The organism is Listeria monocytogenes (assembly GCF_041765605.1).
Lineage (GTDB): Bacteria > Bacillota > Bacilli > Lactobacillales > Listeriaceae > Listeria > Listeria monocytogenes_D.
In genome coordinates, this window is sequence record NZ_CP168900.1 from 1,998,481 (window position 1) to 2,018,238 (window position 19,758).

18 protein-coding genes are annotated in these 19,758 nt (G+C 39.5%); 6 read left to right on the forward strand and 12 right to left on the reverse strand.

The window, feature by feature from the left end; all coding sequences use genetic code 11:
• The first annotated feature begins 1 nt into the window (after window position 1).
• The 6 genes from AB2Q86_RS10190 (at window position 2) to pflB (ending at window position 8,110) form a co-directional block, all read left to right on the forward strand.
• Window positions 2-1,129 carry a GGDEF domain-containing protein gene (locus AB2Q86_RS10190; RefSeq protein ID WP_012581074.1) on the forward strand — a complete coding sequence of 376 codons (1,128 nt, stop codon included), beginning with the start codon at window positions 2-4 and terminating at the stop codon, window positions 1,127-1,129.
• Window positions 1,126-2,130, forward strand: coding sequence for a hypothetical protein (locus AB2Q86_RS10195; RefSeq protein WP_012581073.1), 1,005 nt, complete (start codon window positions 1,126-1,128; stop codon window positions 2,128-2,130). Before AB2Q86_RS10190 ends, AB2Q86_RS10195 begins: the two co-directional genes overlap by 4 nt.
• An 18-nt stretch (window positions 2,131-2,148) precedes the next feature.
• Window positions 2,149-2,832, forward strand: coding sequence for an EAL domain-containing protein (locus AB2Q86_RS10200; RefSeq protein WP_012581072.1), 684 nt, complete (start codon window positions 2,149-2,151; stop codon window positions 2,830-2,832).
• 110 nt (window positions 2,833-2,942) lie between these two features.
• A complete protein-coding gene (locus tag AB2Q86_RS10205) occupies window positions 2,943-4,586 on the forward strand; it encodes an NAD-dependent malic enzyme (protein WP_012581071.1) in 1,644 nt (547 codons plus the stop codon).
• Window positions 4,587-4,588: 2 nt separating this feature from the next.
• A complete protein-coding gene (locus AB2Q86_RS10210) occupies window positions 4,589-5,596 on the forward strand; it encodes a serine hydrolase (RefSeq protein ID WP_012581070.1) in 1,008 nt (335 codons plus the stop codon).
• Between the two features lie 234 nt (window positions 5,597-5,830).
• Window positions 5,831-8,110 carry a formate C-acetyltransferase gene (pflB, locus tag AB2Q86_RS10215; RefSeq protein ID WP_003732045.1) on the forward strand — a complete coding sequence of 760 codons (2,280 nt, stop codon included), beginning with the start codon at window positions 5,831-5,833 and terminating at the stop codon, window positions 8,108-8,110.
• A gap of 46 nt (window positions 8,111-8,156) precedes the next feature.
• On the opposite strand, the gene AB2Q86_RS10220 is transcribed toward pflB, so the two are convergent.
• The 12 genes from AB2Q86_RS10220 to ndk form a co-directional block, all read right to left on the reverse strand.
• On the reverse strand, window positions 8,157-9,422 hold the full coding sequence (locus AB2Q86_RS10220; RefSeq protein WP_012581069.1) for an NAD(P)/FAD-dependent oxidoreductase: 1,266 nt from the start codon (window positions 9,420-9,422) through the stop codon (window positions 8,157-8,159).
• A 110-nt stretch (window positions 9,423-9,532) separates the two neighbouring features.
• Entirely contained in the window at window positions 9,533-10,216 is a 684-nt protein-coding gene (locus AB2Q86_RS10225; RefSeq protein WP_012581068.1) for a zinc metallopeptidase, read from the reverse strand.
• Between the two features lie 86 nt (window positions 10,217-10,302).
• Complete coding sequence (locus AB2Q86_RS10230) at window positions 10,303-10,899, reverse strand: DUF1405 domain-containing protein (RefSeq protein ID WP_003737016.1); 597 nt, start codon at window positions 10,897-10,899, stop codon at window positions 10,303-10,305.
• 86 nt (window positions 10,900-10,985) lie between these two features.
• Window positions 10,986-11,531, reverse strand: coding sequence for a ReoY family proteolytic degradation factor (locus tag AB2Q86_RS10235; protein ID WP_012581067.1), 546 nt, complete (start codon window positions 11,529-11,531; stop codon window positions 10,986-10,988).
• A 35-nt stretch (window positions 11,532-11,566) separates the two neighbouring features.
• Window positions 11,567-12,820 carry a tetratricopeptide repeat protein gene (locus AB2Q86_RS10240; protein WP_041176539.1) on the reverse strand — a complete coding sequence of 418 codons (1,254 nt, stop codon included), beginning with the start codon at window positions 12,818-12,820 and terminating at the stop codon, window positions 11,567-11,569.
• A gap of 130 nt (window positions 12,821-12,950) precedes the next feature.
• Window positions 12,951-14,237: a 3-phosphoshikimate 1-carboxyvinyltransferase gene (gene aroA, locus AB2Q86_RS10245; RefSeq protein ID WP_012581065.1), complete on the reverse strand. Its 1,287-nt coding sequence runs from the start codon at window positions 14,235-14,237 to the stop codon at window positions 12,951-12,953.
• A gap of 13 nt (window positions 14,238-14,250) precedes the next feature.
• Window positions 14,251-15,354, reverse strand: coding sequence for a prephenate dehydrogenase (locus tag AB2Q86_RS10250; RefSeq protein ID WP_012581064.1), 1,104 nt, complete (start codon window positions 15,352-15,354; stop codon window positions 14,251-14,253).
• A 21-nt stretch (window positions 15,355-15,375) separates the two neighbouring features.
• Window positions 15,376-16,458 (reverse strand): histidinol-phosphate transaminase, encoded by a 1,083-nt coding sequence (gene hisC, locus AB2Q86_RS10255; protein ID WP_012581063.1) that lies wholly within the window; start codon window positions 16,456-16,458, stop codon window positions 15,376-15,378.
• Window positions 16,458-16,832 (reverse strand): chorismate mutase, encoded by a 375-nt coding sequence (aroH, locus tag AB2Q86_RS10260; protein WP_003726522.1) that lies wholly within the window; start codon window positions 16,830-16,832, stop codon window positions 16,458-16,460. Before aroH ends, hisC begins: the two co-directional genes overlap by 1 nt.
• Window positions 16,829-17,926: a 3-dehydroquinate synthase gene (gene aroB / locus AB2Q86_RS10265; RefSeq protein ID WP_012581062.1), complete on the reverse strand. Its 1,098-nt coding sequence runs from the start codon at window positions 17,924-17,926 to the stop codon at window positions 16,829-16,831. Before aroB ends, aroH begins: the two co-directional genes overlap by 4 nt.
• Window positions 17,927-17,928: 2 nt before the next feature.
• On the reverse strand, window positions 17,929-19,095 hold the full coding sequence (gene aroC / locus AB2Q86_RS10270) for a chorismate synthase (RefSeq protein ID WP_003728000.1): 1,167 nt from the start codon (window positions 19,093-19,095) through the stop codon (window positions 17,929-17,931).
• Between the two features lie 203 nt (window positions 19,096-19,298).
• Window positions 19,299-19,742, reverse strand: coding sequence for a nucleoside-diphosphate kinase (ndk, locus tag AB2Q86_RS10275; protein ID WP_003737026.1), 444 nt, complete (start codon window positions 19,740-19,742; stop codon window positions 19,299-19,301).
• Window positions 19,743-19,758: the final 16 nt, after the last annotated feature.

The following is a 19,758-nucleotide window of genomic DNA, read 5'->3' on the forward strand; positions in this document are numbered from 1 at the left end:
TTTGTTCGAACTAGTTAATTCATACATAGATAGTTTAGCGCTCTTTCTCGCTATCCTTTTTATCCAAGGGATGTCTTTTCGAAAAATAAGACAATATCGCCCAAATTGGTTTCAAAATGGTGGTAGACGGCTATTTCTTTCCATCCTACTAGGCGTCTACTATGGTTTAGCAGGTATTTATTTTATTTATGAAGGTGCTTACGAAAATAATCCCGTTATTTACACGAATATGCGGATTTTGATTTTGATGGTAACAAGTGTTTTCGGTGGCCGCATTCCACTCATTTTCGCCTATTTAGTAATGCTTTTTGGGCGGATTAGTTTTGATATTGCTTCTCCTGTTACTAGTCGCTATGTTATTTTGATGACACTCATTTTTGCCGCGTGCTTACTTGTTACTTTTTGGAAAAAACAACGCTTTTCGAGATTTGTTGCTTTAATCATTTTAAACTTCCCAGCGATTCTTTATTATTTCGTGAATAATTTTGATGAGGGACGAATCCTGCAAGGTTTTGAGATTATCGAGTATTTCCTGCTATTCTTTGTAACCGCCTTACTGGTATTTTACGCCTGCAATTACATTGATAAAAGTAATCTCGTTATCCAAAATTTGACGGAAACTGCGATGACGGATAGTTTAACTAATTTACCAAACATGCGCTTTTTCACCCAACAGTTTGGTTGGATTTTTGCGAAATCGCTGAAAAAGAAAAAATCATTATCTCTTTTCATCATTGATATTGATCATTTTAAAGAAATAAACGATTTTCATGGTCATCAAGCTGGCAATACCGTTCTTGCTCAGTTTAGTAGCATTCTTAAAAATCGCACCTTCCCACCAAGAACCATGTTTGCACGAATTGGTGGAGAAGAATTTGCTGTTTTACTTCAAAACGTTGGTACAGAGCAAGCTGCTTTAATTGCTGATTTTTTCCGTGAAGAAGTGGAACGAGCGAAGTTTCCTTATAATCCCGCAAGTGGCAAAGTAACCGTTTCTATCGGGGTGGCTTCTGCTAGTTCTCATTTTTCAACAACGGAATCACTTTTCGAAGCCGCTGACCAAGCCCTGTATCAAGCCAAACAAAGCGGACGCAACCAAATTGCTGTTCACCAGGGGGAACTCGAATGAAACGAATCATCCTAATTTTTATTTTACTTATTCTAATTGGTGCCGGATTTTTCTTTTTCCTGCGACCAGAACCTAAAAAAACAGTGAGTGCACCAAAAGAAACCACACCCACTTCCACCTCTGTTCAAACGTATGTAAAAGAAAACTATACTGCAAAAAACGGTTTAATTGTGGATTACAAAAATGCGCAAGAACCACATTATTTAGCCGAGAGCATCGGACTTTATATGGAATATTTGGTCGAAGTGAATGATAGTAAAACTTTCCAAGAACAAGTAAGTCATTTAGAAAAGAATTTTATAACCGAAGATAACTTTATTAAATGGGAAGCAACCGACGCCACAACGACTAATGCGATTGTAGATGATTTCCGCATTACAGAAGCACTTTATCAAGCGAGCGAAAAATTTAGTTTCCCGTCCTACAAAAAAATGGCAGATAAAATCCTAGCCAACACCAAAAAATATAGCGCTGAACAAGGAGTTCCAGTAGACTTTTACGATTTTGTTCATAAGAAAAAAGCAGATACGCTCCATTTAAGTTATCTAAATATCCAAGCAATGCAACAAATTAATTATCGCGATAAAGCCTATCTACCAATTCAAACGGTCAATGCCGACCCATTTTTTACAGAAGTATTTCAAAACGGACAGTTTCAATACGCTGATCCAAAAGAAGTCAATATGATTGATCAAATGCTCATCGCGCTTGCTTATTTTGAAGAAAATGGTGATATAGAGCCAAACTTCGATAATTTTTTACAAACAGAATTAGCTTCTAAAGGAAAAATTTATGCTCGCTATGGAAGAGAAACCAAGAAACCGAGCACGGAAAACGAATCTACCGCCGTTTATGCCTTTTTGACACAGTATTTTAACAAGACAAATCAAGCTAAAAATGGTAAAATCACCAAAGAGTTATTAGAAAAAATGGATACGTCAAATCCTGAAACGACCCATTTTTTCGATTATATAAATAAAGAAATAACTCTTAAGAAATAACGGAAAGAAGTTGGACAAATGAAAAAGCCCTCCGTACGTGAGATTATTGATCAAAATCACTTTGATACAATATATGAACCGATAGTTGCTGTAGAAAATACACAAATTTTCGGCTATGAGTCACTCACCCGCTTGAAAACAGATCACTGGAATGCGATTAGTGATTTTATTGAAGAAGCGGAACAGGATGGTCTGCAAAAAGCATTTGAGCTGCTCACGCTTCATAACGCAGTGAAACGCTTTAACAAAAACGGAGACACGCCACTATTTGTCAATATTTCGTATGATACATTTTTAGAAAATCAAGAAGAGTTGCACGATACCCTTCTTGATAACGGGAAAATAGTTTTTGAATTTTTGGAAACATCCAAGTTACCACAAGAACGAATGAACGACTTAGAAAAACAACTGCTCCTATTCCAGAAAAAACACGAGACTAAATTTGCTATTGATGATTTTGGCTCCGGTTATGCGGATTTGCATCGCGTTTTTGCGCACCATTCTGATTTTGTCAAAACCGATCGCTTACTACTACGAGATTTATTTGAGAGCGATGGCAAAAAAATCTTCTTTGAGCAACTTCATAATTACGTTAAAAAGCATCATAAATCCTTAATTGTCGAGGGAGTGGAAACAAAAGAGCAGCTAGCATTCCTTCAAGAAATCGGCATTCCCTATGCGCAAGGTTATTATTTTCATTAAGAATAAAAAAGAAAATCTGCTTATTGTCAGGTTTTCTTTTTGTTTGGAATCAGTTGTTATTCTTCTTTCCCCCATGTAAAATAGAATAGAATGAAAAGGAGTGCTGAAAAATGACTTTAAAACCAGGTTTTGACTATATGAATAATCCATTATTAAATAAAGGAACCGCTTTTTCAAAAGAAGAAAGAGCAAGCTATCAATTGGACGGATTACTGCCACCAATTATCGAAACAATTGAACAACAAGCCGTGCGCATCGAGACGCAAATAGAAAATTTAGAAACACCTTTACATAAACATCAGCTTTTAACAAACTTATACAATGAAAATCGCACCCTCTACTATTATGTCGTCACAAAAAACGTGACTGACTATTTGCCAATTATTTATACACCAACTATCGGCGACGCTGTTATCCAGTACCATAAAGATTACACTGCGCCGGATGAAGCATTATTTATTGATGCCTTTGCACCCGAAAAATTAAGCGCATCTATAAAAAACTATGCAAAAAATAATCCAAATATTGATATGATTGTCATAACAGATGGGGAAGGCGTGCTCGGAATTGGCGACTGGGGTGTGAATGGCGTGAAAATCGCTGTTGGAAAATTAGCAGTTTATACGGTTGCAGCTGGACTTGCACCAGACCGTGTTCTGCCAGTTGTTATTGACGCCGGAACGAACAACGAAACACTTCTTAACGATCCACTGTATCTAGGAAATAAACGTCCCCGCCTTTCAGAAAGTGAATATGACGCTTTTATTGCTTCTTTTGTTAATGTTATGAAAGAAGTTTTCCCGAAAGCCATCCTTCACTGGGAAGACTTTGGACGCGCGAATGCAAGTCGTATTCTGCATAATTACCGCGATAAAATTTGTACATTTAACGATGATATTCAAGGTACTGGAGCCATGGTGGTTGCCGCTGTTCTTGCGACAATTCAAGTTTCCAAAATACCATTAAGCAAGCAAAAGATTATCATTTTCGGGGCTGGAACTGCTGGAATCGGTATCGCTGATCAACTTAGTGCTCAGTGGATGCGCGAAACTGGTCTTCCTTTTGAATCGGCGAAAAAGCATTTTTATTTAGTCGACCGAAATGGTTTAGTGCTTGATAATATGACAGACTTAACTACCGGCCAAAAGAAATATGCACATCCGTCGACTGAGTGGTCTAACGTGCCCACAGATACGTTAGAAAACTTAATGGAAGCAGTTCATCCAACCATGTTAATCGGCTGTTCTGGTGTCACCGGTGCCTTTAAAGAAAGCATCGTCAAAAAAATGACCCAGTATACAGAACGACCAGCGATTTTGCCACTTTCTAATCCAACAAAATTGGCGGAAGCAACTGCTTCTGATTTAATTCAGTGGACAGATGGGAAAGCGCTTATTGTTACAGGTAGCCCTTCCAAACCAGTAGAGTATCAACATACTACTTATGAAATCGGTCAAGCGAACAATGCGCTTCTCTATCCGGGGCTCGGACTCGGTGCTCTTGTCACTCGTGCGAAATATATTACAGATGGTATGCTCGCTGCTGCTTCTATGGCTGTCGCTGAGCAGATTTTACCAAACAAAGCAGGCGCAGCTCTTCTACCACATGTGCGCACCCTTCGCGAAACATCGCGTGCAGTAGCCATCGCTGTCGCTAACCAAGCTATAAAAGAAAACATCCATCAAGTCGAATTAACGAATGTCACCGAAGCTATCGAGCGCGAAATGTGGCAACCTATTTATAAAGGAGTTTAGATATGTTCTACAAAACGAAGCAATCACTAGATCAACTCGTCCAAAACGGCTCCACTCCGGGAATTAGTTATCAAATTAAAACTAATTATCTGGAAGAAAATAACATCATGGGATTAAAATCCGTTTTTCCAGAAGCAGAAATCTTACCAAGAACAACAGAAAACATTTATGATATCGCTTCTTTGACCAAAGTAATTGCTACGACTACTCGTATTTTGCAACTTATCGAACAACAAAGATTCCAATTAAACGACCCTATTCAAATGTATTTGCCAGATTTCCGGTACAATAATGTTACGATTATGCATTTACTCACACATAGCTCTGGGCTCGCGCAAAATATCCCTAACTTTTCCATGAACACACCAGAAGACGTTATGCGTTATGTGTATGCCACACCTCAAATTAATGCTCCCGGAACATCGGTCACTTACGCCGATGCAAATTTTCTTTTACTCGGTTATTTGATTAGCAAAATAGACGGCAATTATGAAACATCTATTCAAAACAATATTTTAGAACCCCTGAGTATGACAGATACAAGTTTTCATCCCGCAAATAAAAAACAAGTTATCCCAACCGAGCTTGACCAAACACGCGGTTTAATTCAAGGTGATGTACATGATTTTAAAGCTTGGACCGCCAAATCAGGCACAGGACATGCCGGGCTTTTTAGCACCCTAAGCGATCTTTCCAAATTCCGGGATGCGCTCATGTTACAACACGGTGCTCCAATTCTTTCTGAAAAAACATGGCACCTCATGCAAATAAATCATACGCCGGGCCTAAATAGAAGTCGCGGACTAGGCTGGGACCTCCGCGGTGAGTCCGTCTTATACCACACCGGATTCACTGGTACTTTTATGGTGCTCGATTTGAAACACCAAGCCAGTTTAATCGTTCTTTCTAACCGTGTCCACCCAAGTCGCGCCAACCCAAATTTCGTAGATAAAAGAGACAGCATAGTTGATACTTTTTTAGAAGAAGTTACAAAGAAAAAAGAAGTCTAGCCCTTTCGCTAGGCTTCTTTTTTTACCCACTCCTCTCCCTGCCTCATTTTCACAAAAACTGTATTAACACAGCTGTTGAAAGCCTTTTCTAGTTATATAAAAGAAATTTATTTTCTTTCTGATTTTATATTGTTTTCGTTTTCACAAAGGAGTATGCTGTTCAATGAAGAAAGATTCTAAGAACAAGTTTCTGGCTTTAAGTGAAAAGGAACACAATTGAAGGAGGAAATTATAATGACAAAAGCATGGGATGGTTTTAAAGGAACCGCATGGCAAGAAAGCATTAGTGTAGGGCAATTCGTTCAAGACAACTACACTCCTTACGATGGCGATGAAAGCTTTTTAGAAAAGAGCACACCAAGAACAACTAAACTTAATGAAAAAATAAATAAACTTGTAGAAGAAATGGATGCAAAAGGCGGCGTACTTGATATGGATAACGCGATCGTATCCAATGTGGCGTCTCACAAAGCTGGTTACGTGGACCAAGAAAATGAAGTTATCGTTGGTTTACAAACAGACAAACCATTCAAATTAGCGTTTATGCCAAATGGTGGTCTTAGAACAGCAGAACAATGTTTAACAGACAACGGCTATTCCATTGATCAAGAATTACATGACTTCTACGTAAAAAATCGTTCTACAGCAAATGATGGTATTTTCAGAGCATATACAGACGATATCAAACGTGCGCGTCACTCCCATATCGTTAGTGGTCTTCCTGATGCTTACTCCCGCGGAAGAATCATCGGTTTATACCAAAAACCAGCACTTTACGGCGTGGATCGCTTAATCGCTGAAAAACAACAAGACTTGAAAAAAATTGCGATTTCTTCTGATGAAAACATTCGTTTGCGTGAAGAAATTTGGTTACAAATCAAAGCACTTAAAGACTTAATCGTTTTAGGTAACGAATACGGTTTAGAACTTGGACGTCCAGCTGAAAATGCAACCGAAGCTGTACAATGGACTTACATGGGCTACCTTGCTTCTATCAAACAAGCAAACGGTGCTGCAAGCTCATTCGGTCGTATTCCGATTTTCCTTGATATCTACATCCAACGCGATTTAGAAAAAGGCATTATCACTGAATTCGATGCACAAGAATTAATCGAACAATTAACCCTTAAATTAAGAATGGTTCGTTTTGCAAGAACAGATGGTTATAACGAACTTTACGCTTCCAACCCAACATTCGTTACAACTTCTATGGCTGGTATGGGCGCAGACGGTCGCCATCGTGTGACTAAAACAGATTATCGTTTCTTACACTGCTTAGATAACCTAGGAAACTCAGCAGAACCAAACTTAACTGTCCTATGGGATGCTCGTTTACCAGAAAGCTTTAAAGAATATTGTATGAAAATGAGTGTAAAACATTCCTCCATTCAATACGAAAATGATAAATTAATGCAAGAAGAAGGTTACGGCGATATGCAATGTATCAGCTGTTGTGTTAGCCCACTTAACCCAGAAGCAGACAAAGACAAAGGTGAAACTCATAACCTGCAATATTTCGGTGCTCGTGTCAACGTACTGAAATGTCTTCTTGGAGCTATCAACGGCGGTAAAGATGATCTTCACAAAAACCAAGTATTCGATGTAGTAGAACCAATTACAACCGAATACCTTGAATACGAAGAAGTACTAGAAAAATTCGATAAATCAATGGACTGGTTAACAGACACTTATGTAGATGCAATGAATATCATCCACTTCATGACAGACAAATACAACTACGAAAGCATGCAAATGGCCTTCTTACCATCTAAAGTAACAGCCAACATGGGATTCGGTATTTGTGGATTCGCTAACGTAGTAGATAGCCTAAGTGCCATCAAACACGCCAAAGTAAAAACTATCCGCGACGAAGATGGTTTTGTATATGACTATGAAGTAGAAGGCGACTTCCCTCGTTACGGTGAAAATGATGACCGTGCCGACGATATCGCTGTAATGGTTCTTAAAATGTTCAAAGACAAATTAGACTCCCATAAACTTTATAAAGATAGTGAAGCAACCGTTTCTGTTCTAACAATCACTTCTAATGTTGCTTACTCAAAACAATGTGGTAACTCCCCCGTGCATAAAGGACCTGTATTTGATGAAAATGGCAAAATCGTCAAAGAACCAGAATTCTTCAGCCCTGGAGCTAACCCTTCTAACAAAGCAAAAGGTGGTTTCTTAGATAATCTTGCTAGTCTTTCTAAATTACCATTCCACTATGCAAATGATGGAATTTCCTTAACTATCCAAGGAGCTCCAAAAATGTTCGGTAAAACAACCGAAGAACAACACCATAACCTTGTTGGTATTCTAGATGGTTACTTCACAAAAGGTGGTCAACACATCAACTTAAACGTTCTTAACCACGACGAAGTAATCGAAAAAATCAAAGCTGGTATCCCAGTAATCCTACGTATCAGCGGTTATTGCTTAAATACGAAAGATCTAAATGAAGAACAAAAAATGGAACTTTGCCAAAGAATGTTCCACGAAAAATTAATCGGTTAATAAGAAAAAAGAACCAAATCTGCGAATAACAGATTTGGTTCTTTTTTTATGCGTTTGAAACTTCCGCCGCATAAGCTCCTGCCGTGTGCCCAGTCACTAGCGCACAAGTAATATTATATCCACCCGTATAACCATTGATATCCAGTATTTCCCCACAGAAAAATAATCCTTCCATCAACTTCGATTGCATCTCTTTTGGTTTAATTTCCTTTACAGAAACCCCACCACCTGTCACAAACGCTTTTTCAAAATCAAGCGTGCCATTTACTTCAAAAGTGAAATCTTTTAATAACTGAATAAATTGCTCGATTTTTTTCGGACTTACTTGTTTATATTCAGCCGTTTCATCTAAGTCTGCTTTTTCAAGTAAAAACAATAACATCTTCTCTTGTAAAAGCGAACTTAACGAATTTTTCAAGGCTTTCTTTGGATTCTCTTCTAACAATTTATACACATCTTTTGAAAGTTCCGCAGCGGATACATTCGGGAATAAATCAAGACGCATCTTCACCGTACTAGCGCCTGTTTTCTTTAATTCTCGAAGGACGAACATACTACAACGAAGCGCTGCTGGTCCCGACACACCAAAATGCGTAAAAATCATATCCATTTGATGCGTAATAATCGGCTTCCCTTTTGCATTTAAAACAGAAAGGGACACATCTCGAAGCGACGTTCCTTGTAACACTTTTTGTTTAATAAAAGGCTCACTGGATGTAATCGGCACTTCTGTTGGATAAAGTTCTGTGATGGTATGTCCTGCTTTTTTCGCCCAAGCGTAGCCATCGCCTGTCGAACCAGTCCGTGGAACAGATTTACCGCCAACTGCAACAATGACCGCACTCGTTGAAATTTCTTGGCCGTCTTTCAGCGTCACGCCTTTCACATGTCCATCCTCATAATCCACTTGTTTCACGGCTGTTTGCATATAGATTTTCACGCCTAGTTTTTCCATTCGCTGAATCATTGCCTCAGCGACAGAACGCGCGCTATTTGAAACAGGAAACATTCGGCCGTGGTCTTCCTCTTTTAAAGCCACCCCAAGTTTCTCAAAAAAGCGAATAATATCTTCATTATCAAACGCATGAAACGCACTATATAAAAAGCGACCATTCCCAGGAATATGTTTAATAATTTCTTCTGCTGGTCTCCTGTTCGTTACATTACAACGTCCACCACCAGACATAATTAATTTACGTCCCAGTTTTGGTCCTTTTTCAATTAATAGTACTCGTTTATTTTTCTCTGCTGCACTGATAGCCGCCATAAGTCCAGATGGCCCGCCACCAATAACAATTACATCATAATCCATTGTCCCGCTCCTTTGTTTTTATCCGAATATAAGTATAGCAAGCATTCGGCTCAGTGCCAAGCTTTTTTCACCAAACAAAAAACCCGAGAAAAATCTCAGGTTTTTTCATTCTAATTTCGATTCATATTCGTAAAAATAAGTAGTAATCTTAGAAGTTCTAGTACAGCTACGGCCATCGCAGCAACATAAGTCATTGCAGCAGCACTTAATACTTTTTTCGCTTGTGGGAGTTCTGAAGATGCGACCAGTCCACCGCTTTCTAATTGAACAAGTGCCCGTTTACTCGCGTCAAATTCAACTGGTAACGTGATTAATTGGAAAAGTACGCCCACTGCCATCAAGATAATCCCCAGCAACATGAAACTAGCAACATTTGCAAGCATTCCGATAATTAAGAACACCCAAGAAATGTTAGAACTAAACATTGTCACAGGAACAAGCGCTGAACGAAAACGCATGAATGCATAATCTTGCTGATCTTGAATCGCGTGTCCTACTTCATGGGCTGCAACAGCTGCCCCGGCGATAGAACGACCGCGGAAGTTAGCCTCAGAAAGAAAAACCACTTTTTTTCGAGGATCGTAGTGGTCACTTAACATTCCTTTTGTTTCATGAACTGGAACATTCGTTAAACCATTGGTATCCAAAATATGACGCGCAACCTCGGCACCAGTTAAACCATTTGCCACACCAACTTTGGAATAATGTGCATAGGTAGTTTTTACCCGATACTGTGCCCAAAGTGGAATTGCCGCGACGATAATAAAATAAATAATATACTGACTAAACGACATTTAATCATCTTCCTCCTACTACTTTTTTTCGGTGAATATCCTTATGTTCTTAGTATAAATTAACTACCACCAAGACTCAACCTCTTTCACTCATCATGAGGAAATTCTAATGTTAAGTGCTTATTTTTTATCGTTTTATCATATACAAACCATAGAACGAGTACTGTTAACCAAAATGTCGCATAACCGATTTCTGGCGAGAATTTTTCTAGTCCCATATAAATCGGCATTTGACCTAATACATAATCAATTACATCATTATGAAATACCCAAACAGCCGCAATCATAAAATGCCCGATTCGAAAACGATAAAATGGCGCATAAAGAATCCCTTCTACTGCCATAAAACCATGCGTCAAAATTAATGCCACTGAACCCCAAACTAGCATTCCTTGATCTACCATAAAAAAAATATTCATGCCGACTGCCCACAAACCATACTTCACTAAGCAAACAAACCCGAGTGCCTCCATTAAAGGCCAATGCTTTTTCCCAAGAAAACCAACTAGCGCCAAAGTAAAGAACAAAATCGCCGTTGGACTATCAGGAACAAACAACCAAAAACGTGGTTCTGTTATTTGTAATTGCGGTATATACCATATGTATCCATAAATCGCTCCTAGTAAATTCCCAAAGAAAAGTAATCGTAAAAAGGACCGATTGGCAAGTAAACTATATAACAAATTTCCCAACTCCCTTAAAAAATCCTAGCATAGCAAGAAAATGATACAACGTTCGCATCATTTCCTTACTAACTAGGATCTATTCCTTATTCTTTTACTGTATCCATTTGCTGTAAAATTCGAACTAACTTATGAAAAGTCACTTCATCACGTGCATCCAGCGCCTCATCGATTTGTTGCAATACTTTTTCTCTTGAAAATTGGTGCACAGATTGATAGATAAGCGCATCTGCCATTTCTTTCTCCTCATCCGCAAGCTTCACTGCTGTAAAAGGGTTGTCTTCACGAACAAGCGCGTATTCAGGTGAAGTTATTGCTTCTTCAAAGTGAAGTTCTACATACAACTCTTCGTCCCAATTTAGTCGAATATCGTGAAAAGCTTTTTCTGGATCTGTCGTCATAATGTTACCTTTAAAAAATAGGAACGGTTCGGATTCAACGCCGTGAGCACTAAGTGAAAGCCCACGCGCACACCCTTCCAAATTATCAACAAAATGAACATATTTTACAATTTGATCATGGCCAGCAATATAATTTAAAACCCACATTGCTTCTCTAGTCTTCATCTGGTGTTTATTTAAAAACCAGCGAATAAAATCTTTCTTCTCGTCTATTGAAATGGATGCCTTCATCTTTCCTCAGTCCCTTCCTGTATTCTTTTTAGCATTTAATCAAATAAAGATAAAATCTCTGTGTCTTCTGGCTCTAGTTCTAAATAGTTCCACAAAACTTCTTGTGATTTCGCATATTCTCCTTCTTCCCTTAAAAATAAACCATATTCTTTTAAGAAGGTAGGATTATTTGTAAAGTGCGAGTAAGCCAGTTCATAATTTGCTTTTGCTTTATTATATTGTTCTGTTTCCTGATATGCAACACTTACGTCCCAGAAAATTTGTGGTTCCGAAATAACTTCTTCCCCAAGGCCTTCCACTAATTCGATGACCCCTTCGTAGTCTTCTTTCGCAAGTAATAATTTGTTCAACTGCATAATTGCTTCCGAATATTCTTCATCTAGCACAATTGCTTGACGATAAAATTCTTCGGCTTCTTCTGGCAAACGTAGCGTAACTGCAAGCTTCCCAGCCTCTAAGAACATTTCTTTATTAAATTCATCTTGCGTTAAGCCGTCCCGAAGCACCGCAATGGCTTTTTCCGGTTCGCCGTTCTCCTCGTAGCTTTTCGCTAAATAAGAGTAGAGCGTTGTGTACGAAGGATCATGTTCACGCAAATGTTCGAGCGCATGAATAGCTTTTGTGTAATCTTTTGCCTGATAAGCCGTTAATCCCATCCCGAAAAGTGTATCAACCGATTCCTTATCTTCGAGCGCGCGTTCATAGTAAGATAACGCTTCTTCAAATGCCCCACTAGCAGCAAATGCTTCAGCGATACGTTCATATACAGACACCGCACCATTCGAAATAATCGTTAATCCTGCTTCTACAGCAGTTTGATAAGACTGTACAGCGGATGCGAATCTTGCTTGCGATAAATAATATTCCCCAAGTGCGAAATCAATAATCGGCTCATTTGGCGCCATTTGTTTCGCTTCGAGTAATTTCTGCTCACTGACTTCGAATAAACCTTGCATCTGATATAAATCAGCTAATACGAGCAAACTTTCAATATATGCTTCGTCTTCTTTATTTACTTTTTCTAAATAGTCTTGCGCAGAGTCGATATCGTCTTTTTCAAGTGCTACTTCAGCTGCACGAACAAGCAACTCGCCCTCATCCTTGTATTTTGCTAATAGAAGTTCGTATAAATCTTCCGTTTCATCTAGGAATCCAAGTGTAAATAATTCTTCTGCTAAATAATATTGTTCTTCATCTGTTCCCGCTTGCACTACTTCATCAAAATATTTCTTCGCAAGCGCCATATCTTCATGCTCTAACGCATGTAACATTTTATTAGCTAATTCCATTTCTGCACCTTCTTTATTAATAAGTCGTTTTTCTATTATACCATTACTTCGCTCATAAGAAAAAGTGATTGCCTCTCCTAAATAAAATACCAGCACTGATGTGGTTAGCATACAGCACTGGTAGAAGTGATTATTTTAAAAGTGAGCGAATATCCTCAAAGAAGGTCGGATAAGAAACAGAAACTGCTTCTGCGCGCTCTAATTCCACATCGCCTTCCTCGACAAGAAGTGCTGCAATTTGTAGCATCATGCCAATACGGTGATCGCCGTAACTTGTTACATTGGCCGCATGAAGTGGTGTTTTCCCGCGGATAATTAAGCCGTCTTCGGTTGGAGTAATATCTGCGCCCATTTTGTTTAGTTCTGTCGCAACCGCATCAATCCGGTTCGTTTCTTTTACTTTTAGTTCAGCAGCGTCTTTAATAATCGTTGTTCCTTCTGCTTGTGTTGCTAAAAGTGCAATAACTGGAATTTCGTCAATTAAACGAGGAATAATGTCGCCACCGATTTCCGTTCCTTTTAAATCGCTAGTTTTAACTACAACCGTACCCGCTAATTTACCGGTACTTCTGCTAGAATCTTTGACAACTAAACTTCCACCCATTTGCTCGACCACATCAAAAATCCCTGTTCTCGTAGGATTCAAGCCAACATGTGTAAGTTCAATTTCACTGCCAGGTGTGATTAAGCCAGCTACGATAAAGAACGCAGCAGAGGAAACATCGCCTGGAACCGTCATTTCTTGCCCGGTAAATGTCTGACCACCTTTGACGCGAATGGTTAAGCCGTCCATTTCAATTTCACCGCCAAATTGACGAATCATGTGTTCCGTATGATCACGAGTCTTTTCTTTTTCATGGATAATCGTTTCACCTTCTGCTTGTAAAGCTGCAAAAATAATCGCGCTCTTTACTTGTGCACTAGCAACTGGCATATGATATTCCATGCGTTTTAATGATTGCTTCCCATTTATCGTAATTGGAGCAAATTCAGAGCCATCTTTGCCATGCATTTTTGCACCCATTTGTTGCAGTGGTAGCATGACACGGTTCATCGGACGTTTCGCAATTGATTCATCCCCTAAAATGACTGTGTCAAAATCACGGCCAGCTAAAATGCCCATCATTAAACGAATCGTTGTTCCCGAGTTACCAATATCAAGTGGACCATCTGCCTGTTTTAGCCCATCAAAACCAGTTCCGTGAACAATAATTTCTTCTTCGGTTTCTTCAATTTTTACACCCAATGCTTTAAATGCCTTAATTGTTCCAAGGCAATCATCTGCACGTAAGAAATGACGAATGACCGTTTTTCCTTCTGCAATAGCCCCGAACATAATGCTGCGATGGGACATTGATTTATCTCCAGGGACTGTGATTGCGCCAACCAGCCCTTGTTTATTTGTAATTAATTTCATCGTCATTTCTCTCCTATTCGTAATGGCATGTATAGTTACTTCTTGTTTCAATGCAACGTTTCGCCCGGTCCCTGTCTTCATCCGATTGGAAAGTAATTTGTAACACACCGAAAATATCTTCGCGTGTTTCCAAAATCTTGATGTTTGTTAAACTGATTTCTTCTTCGCCCAGATACCTAGTCACTTCAGAAATAACCCCTGGATAATCTGGTACGTCAACAAATAAATCGTAAAAAGATGGAATCGCGCCACCTTGATGAACTGGAAGCGAATCTCGAAATTCTTTTGCCCCATCAAAAAAGGCATATATAGAACTCGCGTCTTCACTTTCAAGCATCTCAAGCGCTTCGTTCATACTATCTCGCCAAATTGTCAGCTGTTTCGTTAACGTTTTTTGGTTGCTAATAGAAATATCCGTCCACATTCTTGGATCAGAAGAAGCAACCCGTGTAATATCACGAAATCCGCCTGCCGCAAGTCGAAATGCTGCAGGATGTTCTTCTGTAAAGCTTTGCGTCTGGTTCACTAAAGCTGCCGCCACAATATGCGGTAAGTGGCTCAACATGCCAGTAATTTCATCATGCTCATTTGGTGATAACACCAAGAACTTAGCATTCGTACCGGACAGCCACGTTCTTAGTTCAGCCACTTTGTCTTCTGCTACATCTTTCGTTGGTGTTAACAAATAATAGGCATTTTCAAACAACAGTTCTTTTGCAGCACGGACGCCACTTTTATGCGAACCAGCCATTGGATGACCGCCAATAAACGTAATGCCGCTTTCTCTAAGTGCCGTGGATGCTTCCATGATGGTTCCTTTTGTACTACCTGTATCCGTAACAATTACATTTTTCTTTAAACGTAGTCCGGGTAAACGTGTTAATAACTGTTCTGTTTCTTTTACTGGACAACAGAAAATAAGTAAATCCGCTTTTGGTCCATCTATTAAAATACTTTCGCCAATTTCGTCAATGACACCGAGAGACTTTCCAACTTCTAATGAATGATAGGAAACGTCAATCCCGATAATATGTGCTTCTGGGTGTTTGGCTTTAATCGCAAGGGCAATAGAACCGCCAATTAACCCAAGTCCAACAATAACTACTGTCCCTTTCATTCAAAAAACGCCTCCAAACACTTACAATAATTTTTCTAAAAGTGCAATTACCGCACTATTTTCTTCTTCTTTTCCGATCGTAATTCGAACAGCAGTTGGGAAACCAAGCGCCGCGCCAGAACGTGTGATATAGCCGTTTTTTTCCAAATAGCTAAAAATAGTTCCTGCTTCGATTCCTAAATCTATTAAAACAAAGTTGCCATTCGCTGGATACAGTTTTACTTGCTCAAAACGTTTCGCGAATGTCTCATATTGTTTAATTCCATTTGCATTAGAAGTTCGGCATGCTTCAATAAAAGCTTGATCCTTTATTGCTTCTATTGCTAATTTTTGACCAATGCTCGTTGTATTAAACGGCGGACGAACGATATTTAGTTGCTCAATGATTGCTTTATCCGCGATACCATAACCAACACGAGCACTTGCCAAGCCATAAATTTTACTAAAAGTCCGGGTAATAATTAAATTTTTATACGTACGAATTAAATGTTCATGTTTTTCAGGTTGCGGCGTTACATATTCAATATACGCTTCATCTAAAACAACAAGTACATCACTTGGTACTTTATCTAAAAACGCTTGGATATCTGCTAAATCAATGTAATTCCCAGTTGGATTATTCGGATTGCAAACCCAAACAATCGTCGTATTGTCATCAATCGCATTCAACATACCATCTAAATCATGCGCACCATCCACAAGTAGCGGAATTTCTCTTACTTCGGCGCCTTCGATTAACGCATTTTGACGATACTGCACAAATGTTGGTGTCGCCATCACTGTATTTTTTGTCGTATCCAGTAAAACCCGCGTCAACAGTTCAATCAGTTCATCCACACCAGCTGTAAAAATCAATTCCTCTTCATCCAGTTGATAGAAATCAGCGACCACTGTACGCAAGCTAGAAGCCCAGCCATCTGGATAAATTTCTGTTTCCACACTAGAATTGGCTTGAAGTGCCGCCACTTTTGGAGAAGTTCCCAGTGGGTTTTCGTTAGATGATAGTTTGGTGATTTTCGTTAAACCAAGTTCTGCCATCACTTCTTCTTCGCGTTTTCCAGGTTTATAAGAAGATAGACCTGTAAGTGATTTTTTCCATTTCATTACGCATCCTCCTCTTTTACTAAATCTGGGCGCAGTACTTTTGCTCCTCGTAAGTAGACATGGTTGATGGCTTCGAGTGGTTTATGTAGATCTGTGAATACCATGAAACGAATGCACATCGGAAGCGAGTTAGGCACCGGAATTTCTTGCATCCCCATGACAGGAACATATTCAAAGCCAGGTGTTTCACGCACCGCCTTAGCTGGAAAAGCGGCAAAAATATCTTCTGTCACTGTAATAATGACGGATGTTAGTTGCTCACTATCTGTTATTTCATTTTGCGTTAAAATTTCTTCAAATAATTCTTTCGTCGCTGCATAAATTGCTTCCGGTGAGTTAGTTTCTATTGTCGTTGCCCCTCGAATTGCTCTCAAATGCCATTCCCTCCATTTCGCATCACACGTTTGTAAGTTTCAAAAATCAAATCATCTTCCGCTTTAAAAATAACCGGCTTCCCAATTTCTTCGAGTAAAACCATACTTATTTCATTGAAAGTTGTTTTTTTATCATGACGCATATTTTCCAGTATTTTACTAAATGGAACAGTTGCATCAAATGTCGTATCATAGCCTAACTGTTTTAGCCACGTTTTAAATTCTGCTAAATCGAAATCCAGTCCGTAAATTGCCTCGCTCATCGTGAGTGCATAAATCATCCCGTAAGTAATCGCCTCGCCGTGCAGCCATTTGCCAAAGTTTCCGTAGGCTTCAAGTGCATGACCAAATGTGTGACCAAAATTCAAATATGCGCGCACACCTTGCTCGGTTTCATCTTGCGCAACGATATTTGCTTTAATTTCAATCCCACGTTGTAAAAACGGCGTCAAATCCTTCGTATAAAAGTCTTTCGGCTCCGTAAATGTATCCATTAAGGCCCGTAGTAACGTCTGATCGCTAATAAGCGCATGTTTAATCATTTCCGCAAAACCAGAGCGCATTTCCCGTTCTGGTAAAGTAGCAAAAAACTGCGTATCATAAATAACTGCTTCTGGCTGGTAAAAGTTCCCAATCATGTTTTTGCCAAGCGGATGATTGATCGCAACCTTGCCACCCACAGCACTATCATGCGCAAGAACCGTCGTAGGCACCTGATAAAATGGAATGCCCCTCATATACGTAGCCGCAACAAAACCACCTAAATCACCAATAACGCCTCCACCAAAAGCAATTAAAACCGCTTTACGATCAAGACCTGTTTCAATCAATTTTGTCATCACATCTTCATACACACGAAACGTTTTCGCTTCTTCTCCGTTTGGCGCCACATAATAAGTGACTACAGGTAAATCAGCTAGAACCGCGTCAAGCTTTGCTTTATGAAGTTCCGCCACATGCTCGTCCGTCAAAACAAACACATGGGAAAATTTGGCTAGGCTCTCCGTCCACTTTTCCCGGACGTCTTCTAATGCGAATTCATTAATATATACTGGGTATGTTTTACTTTTAGCACGGACTGTAATTTCTGGCATGTTTAAAACTCCTTCGTTAAGTTTCGGTGTTCCTCCACATGTTTTTTAAGTGTGTCAAAACGATCACCATCAAATTTTTCTAACACAGCAACTGCAACTTCCCAAGCGACAACAGCTTCAGCTACCACACTTGCAGCAGGTACTGCACAACTATCTGAACGTTCTACACTTGCATTAAACGTTTCTTTTGAATCAATATCCACACTTTGAAGTGGTTTGTATAATGTTGGAATTGGCTTCATTACGCCACGAACAACAATTGGCATACCATTGGTCATTCCGCCTTCGAATCCACCAAGGTTATTTGTACGTCTCGTGTAGCCATCTTCTTTACTCCATAAAATTTCATCCATCACTTCGCTACCAGGTTTTCTAGCAGCTTCAAAACCGACACCGAATTCAGCGCCTTTAAATGCATTAATACTTACAATCGCACGCGCAATTTTTGCATCTAGTTTTTTATCCCACTGTACGTAGCTACCAAGTCCAGCTGGTACACCGCCAACTACAACTTCTACGATACCGCCAATGGTGTCGCCATTTTTCTTCGCATCATCAATTTTTTGCATCATTTCTTCTGCCGCTACGCCATCTAAACAACGCACTGGAGAAGCTTCGGATGTTTCTTGGATTTCTCTAACCGCGTAATCACGTGTTAAGTTCGCACGAGTCCCACCAATTTCAAGTACATGACCAGCTACTTCAATGCCAAGTTCATGTAATAATTTTTTCGCTACTGCTCCAGCTGCCACACGGACAGTCGTTTCGCGCGCGCTAGAACGTTCTAGTACATTACGCATATCGTTATGACCATATTTCATACCGCCAACTAAGTCCGCATGTCCAGGACGTGGACGGGATACGCGACGGGATTTTTCATTTTTTTCTGGGACTGGTTCAATGCTCATAACCGTTTCCCAATGCTTCCAGTCTTTATTTTCAACAAACATTGCTACAGGTGCGCCTAATGTTTTACCATGACGAATCCCTGCTGTGATTTGTACTTGGTCTTTTTCGATACGCATACGCGCCCCACGACCATGCCCACCTTGTCTTCTTTTCAGTTCTTTGTTTACATCTTCTGCTAGTAGAGGCATTCCTGCTGGTAACCCTTCAATAATTGTTGTAAGCCCCGGTCCGTGTGATTCTCCTGCCGTTAAGTATCTCATCTGCTCATCTCTCCTTTTTCTATTTCAGCTAGATTTTCTAGCGTTTATATTTTAGCGCTTTAAAGTATATTTGTAATATCTTAACATATGCCACGCGAGAAAACAATACTTTCGTTTCATTCTTTCATCTTATCAAAAAACCGCATGAAATGGTAATTTCTCTATGAAAAAAGAGCCTAGGTTTCCCTAAACTCTATACTATGTTAAATCCAAGTGTCGATTGCCTTTTGATAACTTAAAATTTCCTGCGGTGCAAAAAACAGCTGAATCTCCCGTTTCGCACTTTCTAAGCTATCCGAACCATGAATCACATTTCGATTTGTATGTATCGCATAATCCGCGCGAATTGTTCCAGGATCAGCTTCTAACGGGTTTGTTTTCCCCATCATTCGGCGTGCTGTTGCAATCGCATCGTCTCCTTCTAACACCATCGCAAACACCGGTCCAGAAGTAATAAATCCAATTAAATCCTCGAAAAAAGATTTTCCAATATGTTCCGCATAATGTTTTTCTGCTAGTTCGCGGTCGATTTGCATTAATTTTCCAGCAACTATTTTTAAGCCTTTTTTCTCTATTCTTGTGACAATTTCACCAATAAGTCCTCGTTCTACACCATCCGGCTTAACCATTACATAAGTTTGTTCCATAAAGAATCCTCCCTCA

Bases quoted from the DNA above. Each gene is read 5' to 3' on its own strand.
- AB2Q86_RS10195 (WP_012581073.1), top strand. From the start codon at position 1,126: ATGAAACGAATCATCCTAATTTTTATTTTACTTATTCTAATTGGTGCC.
- AB2Q86_RS10200 (WP_012581072.1), top strand. From the start codon at position 2,149: ATGAAAAAGCCCTCCGTACGTGAGATTATTGATCAAAATCACTTTGAT.
- AB2Q86_RS10205 (WP_012581071.1), top strand. From the start codon at position 2,943: ATGACTTTAAAACCAGGTTTTGACTATATGAATAATCCATTATTAAAT.
- AB2Q86_RS10210 (WP_012581070.1), top strand. From the start codon at position 4,589: ATGTTCTACAAAACGAAGCAATCACTAGATCAACTCGTCCAAAACGGC.
- pflB (WP_003732045.1), top strand. From the start codon at position 5,831: ATGACAAAAGCATGGGATGGTTTTAAAGGAACCGCATGGCAAGAAAGC.
- AB2Q86_RS10220 (WP_012581069.1), bottom strand. From the start codon at position 9,422: ATGGATTATGATGTAATTGTTATTGGTGGCGGGCCATCTGGACTTATG.
- AB2Q86_RS10225 (WP_012581068.1), bottom strand. From the start codon at position 10,216: ATGTCGTTTAGTCAGTATATTATTTATTTTATTATCGTCGCGGCAATT.
- AB2Q86_RS10235 (WP_012581067.1), bottom strand. From the start codon at position 11,531: ATGAAGGCATCCATTTCAATAGACGAGAAGAAAGATTTTATTCGCTGG.
- AB2Q86_RS10240 (WP_041176539.1), bottom strand. From the start codon at position 12,820: ATGGAATTAGCTAATAAAATGTTACATGCGTTAGAGCATGAAGATATG.
- aroA (WP_012581065.1), bottom strand. From the start codon at position 14,237: ATGAAATTAATTACAAATAAACAAGGGCTGGTTGGCGCAATCACAGTC.
- AB2Q86_RS10250 (WP_012581064.1), bottom strand. From the start codon at position 15,354: ATGAAAGGGACAGTAGTTATTGTTGGACTTGGGTTAATTGGCGGTTCT.
- hisC (WP_012581063.1), bottom strand. From the start codon at position 16,458: ATGAAATGGAAAAAATCACTTACAGGTCTATCTTCTTATAAACCTGGA.
- aroB (WP_012581062.1), bottom strand. From the start codon at position 17,926: ATGCCAGAAATTACAGTCCGTGCTAAAAGTAAAACATACCCAGTATAT.
- aroC (WP_003728000.1), bottom strand. From the start codon at position 19,095: ATGAGATACTTAACGGCAGGAGAATCACACGGACCGGGGCTTACAACA.
- ndk (WP_003737026.1), bottom strand. From the start codon at position 19,742: ATGGAACAAACTTATGTAATGGTTAAGCCGGATGGTGTAGAACGAGGA.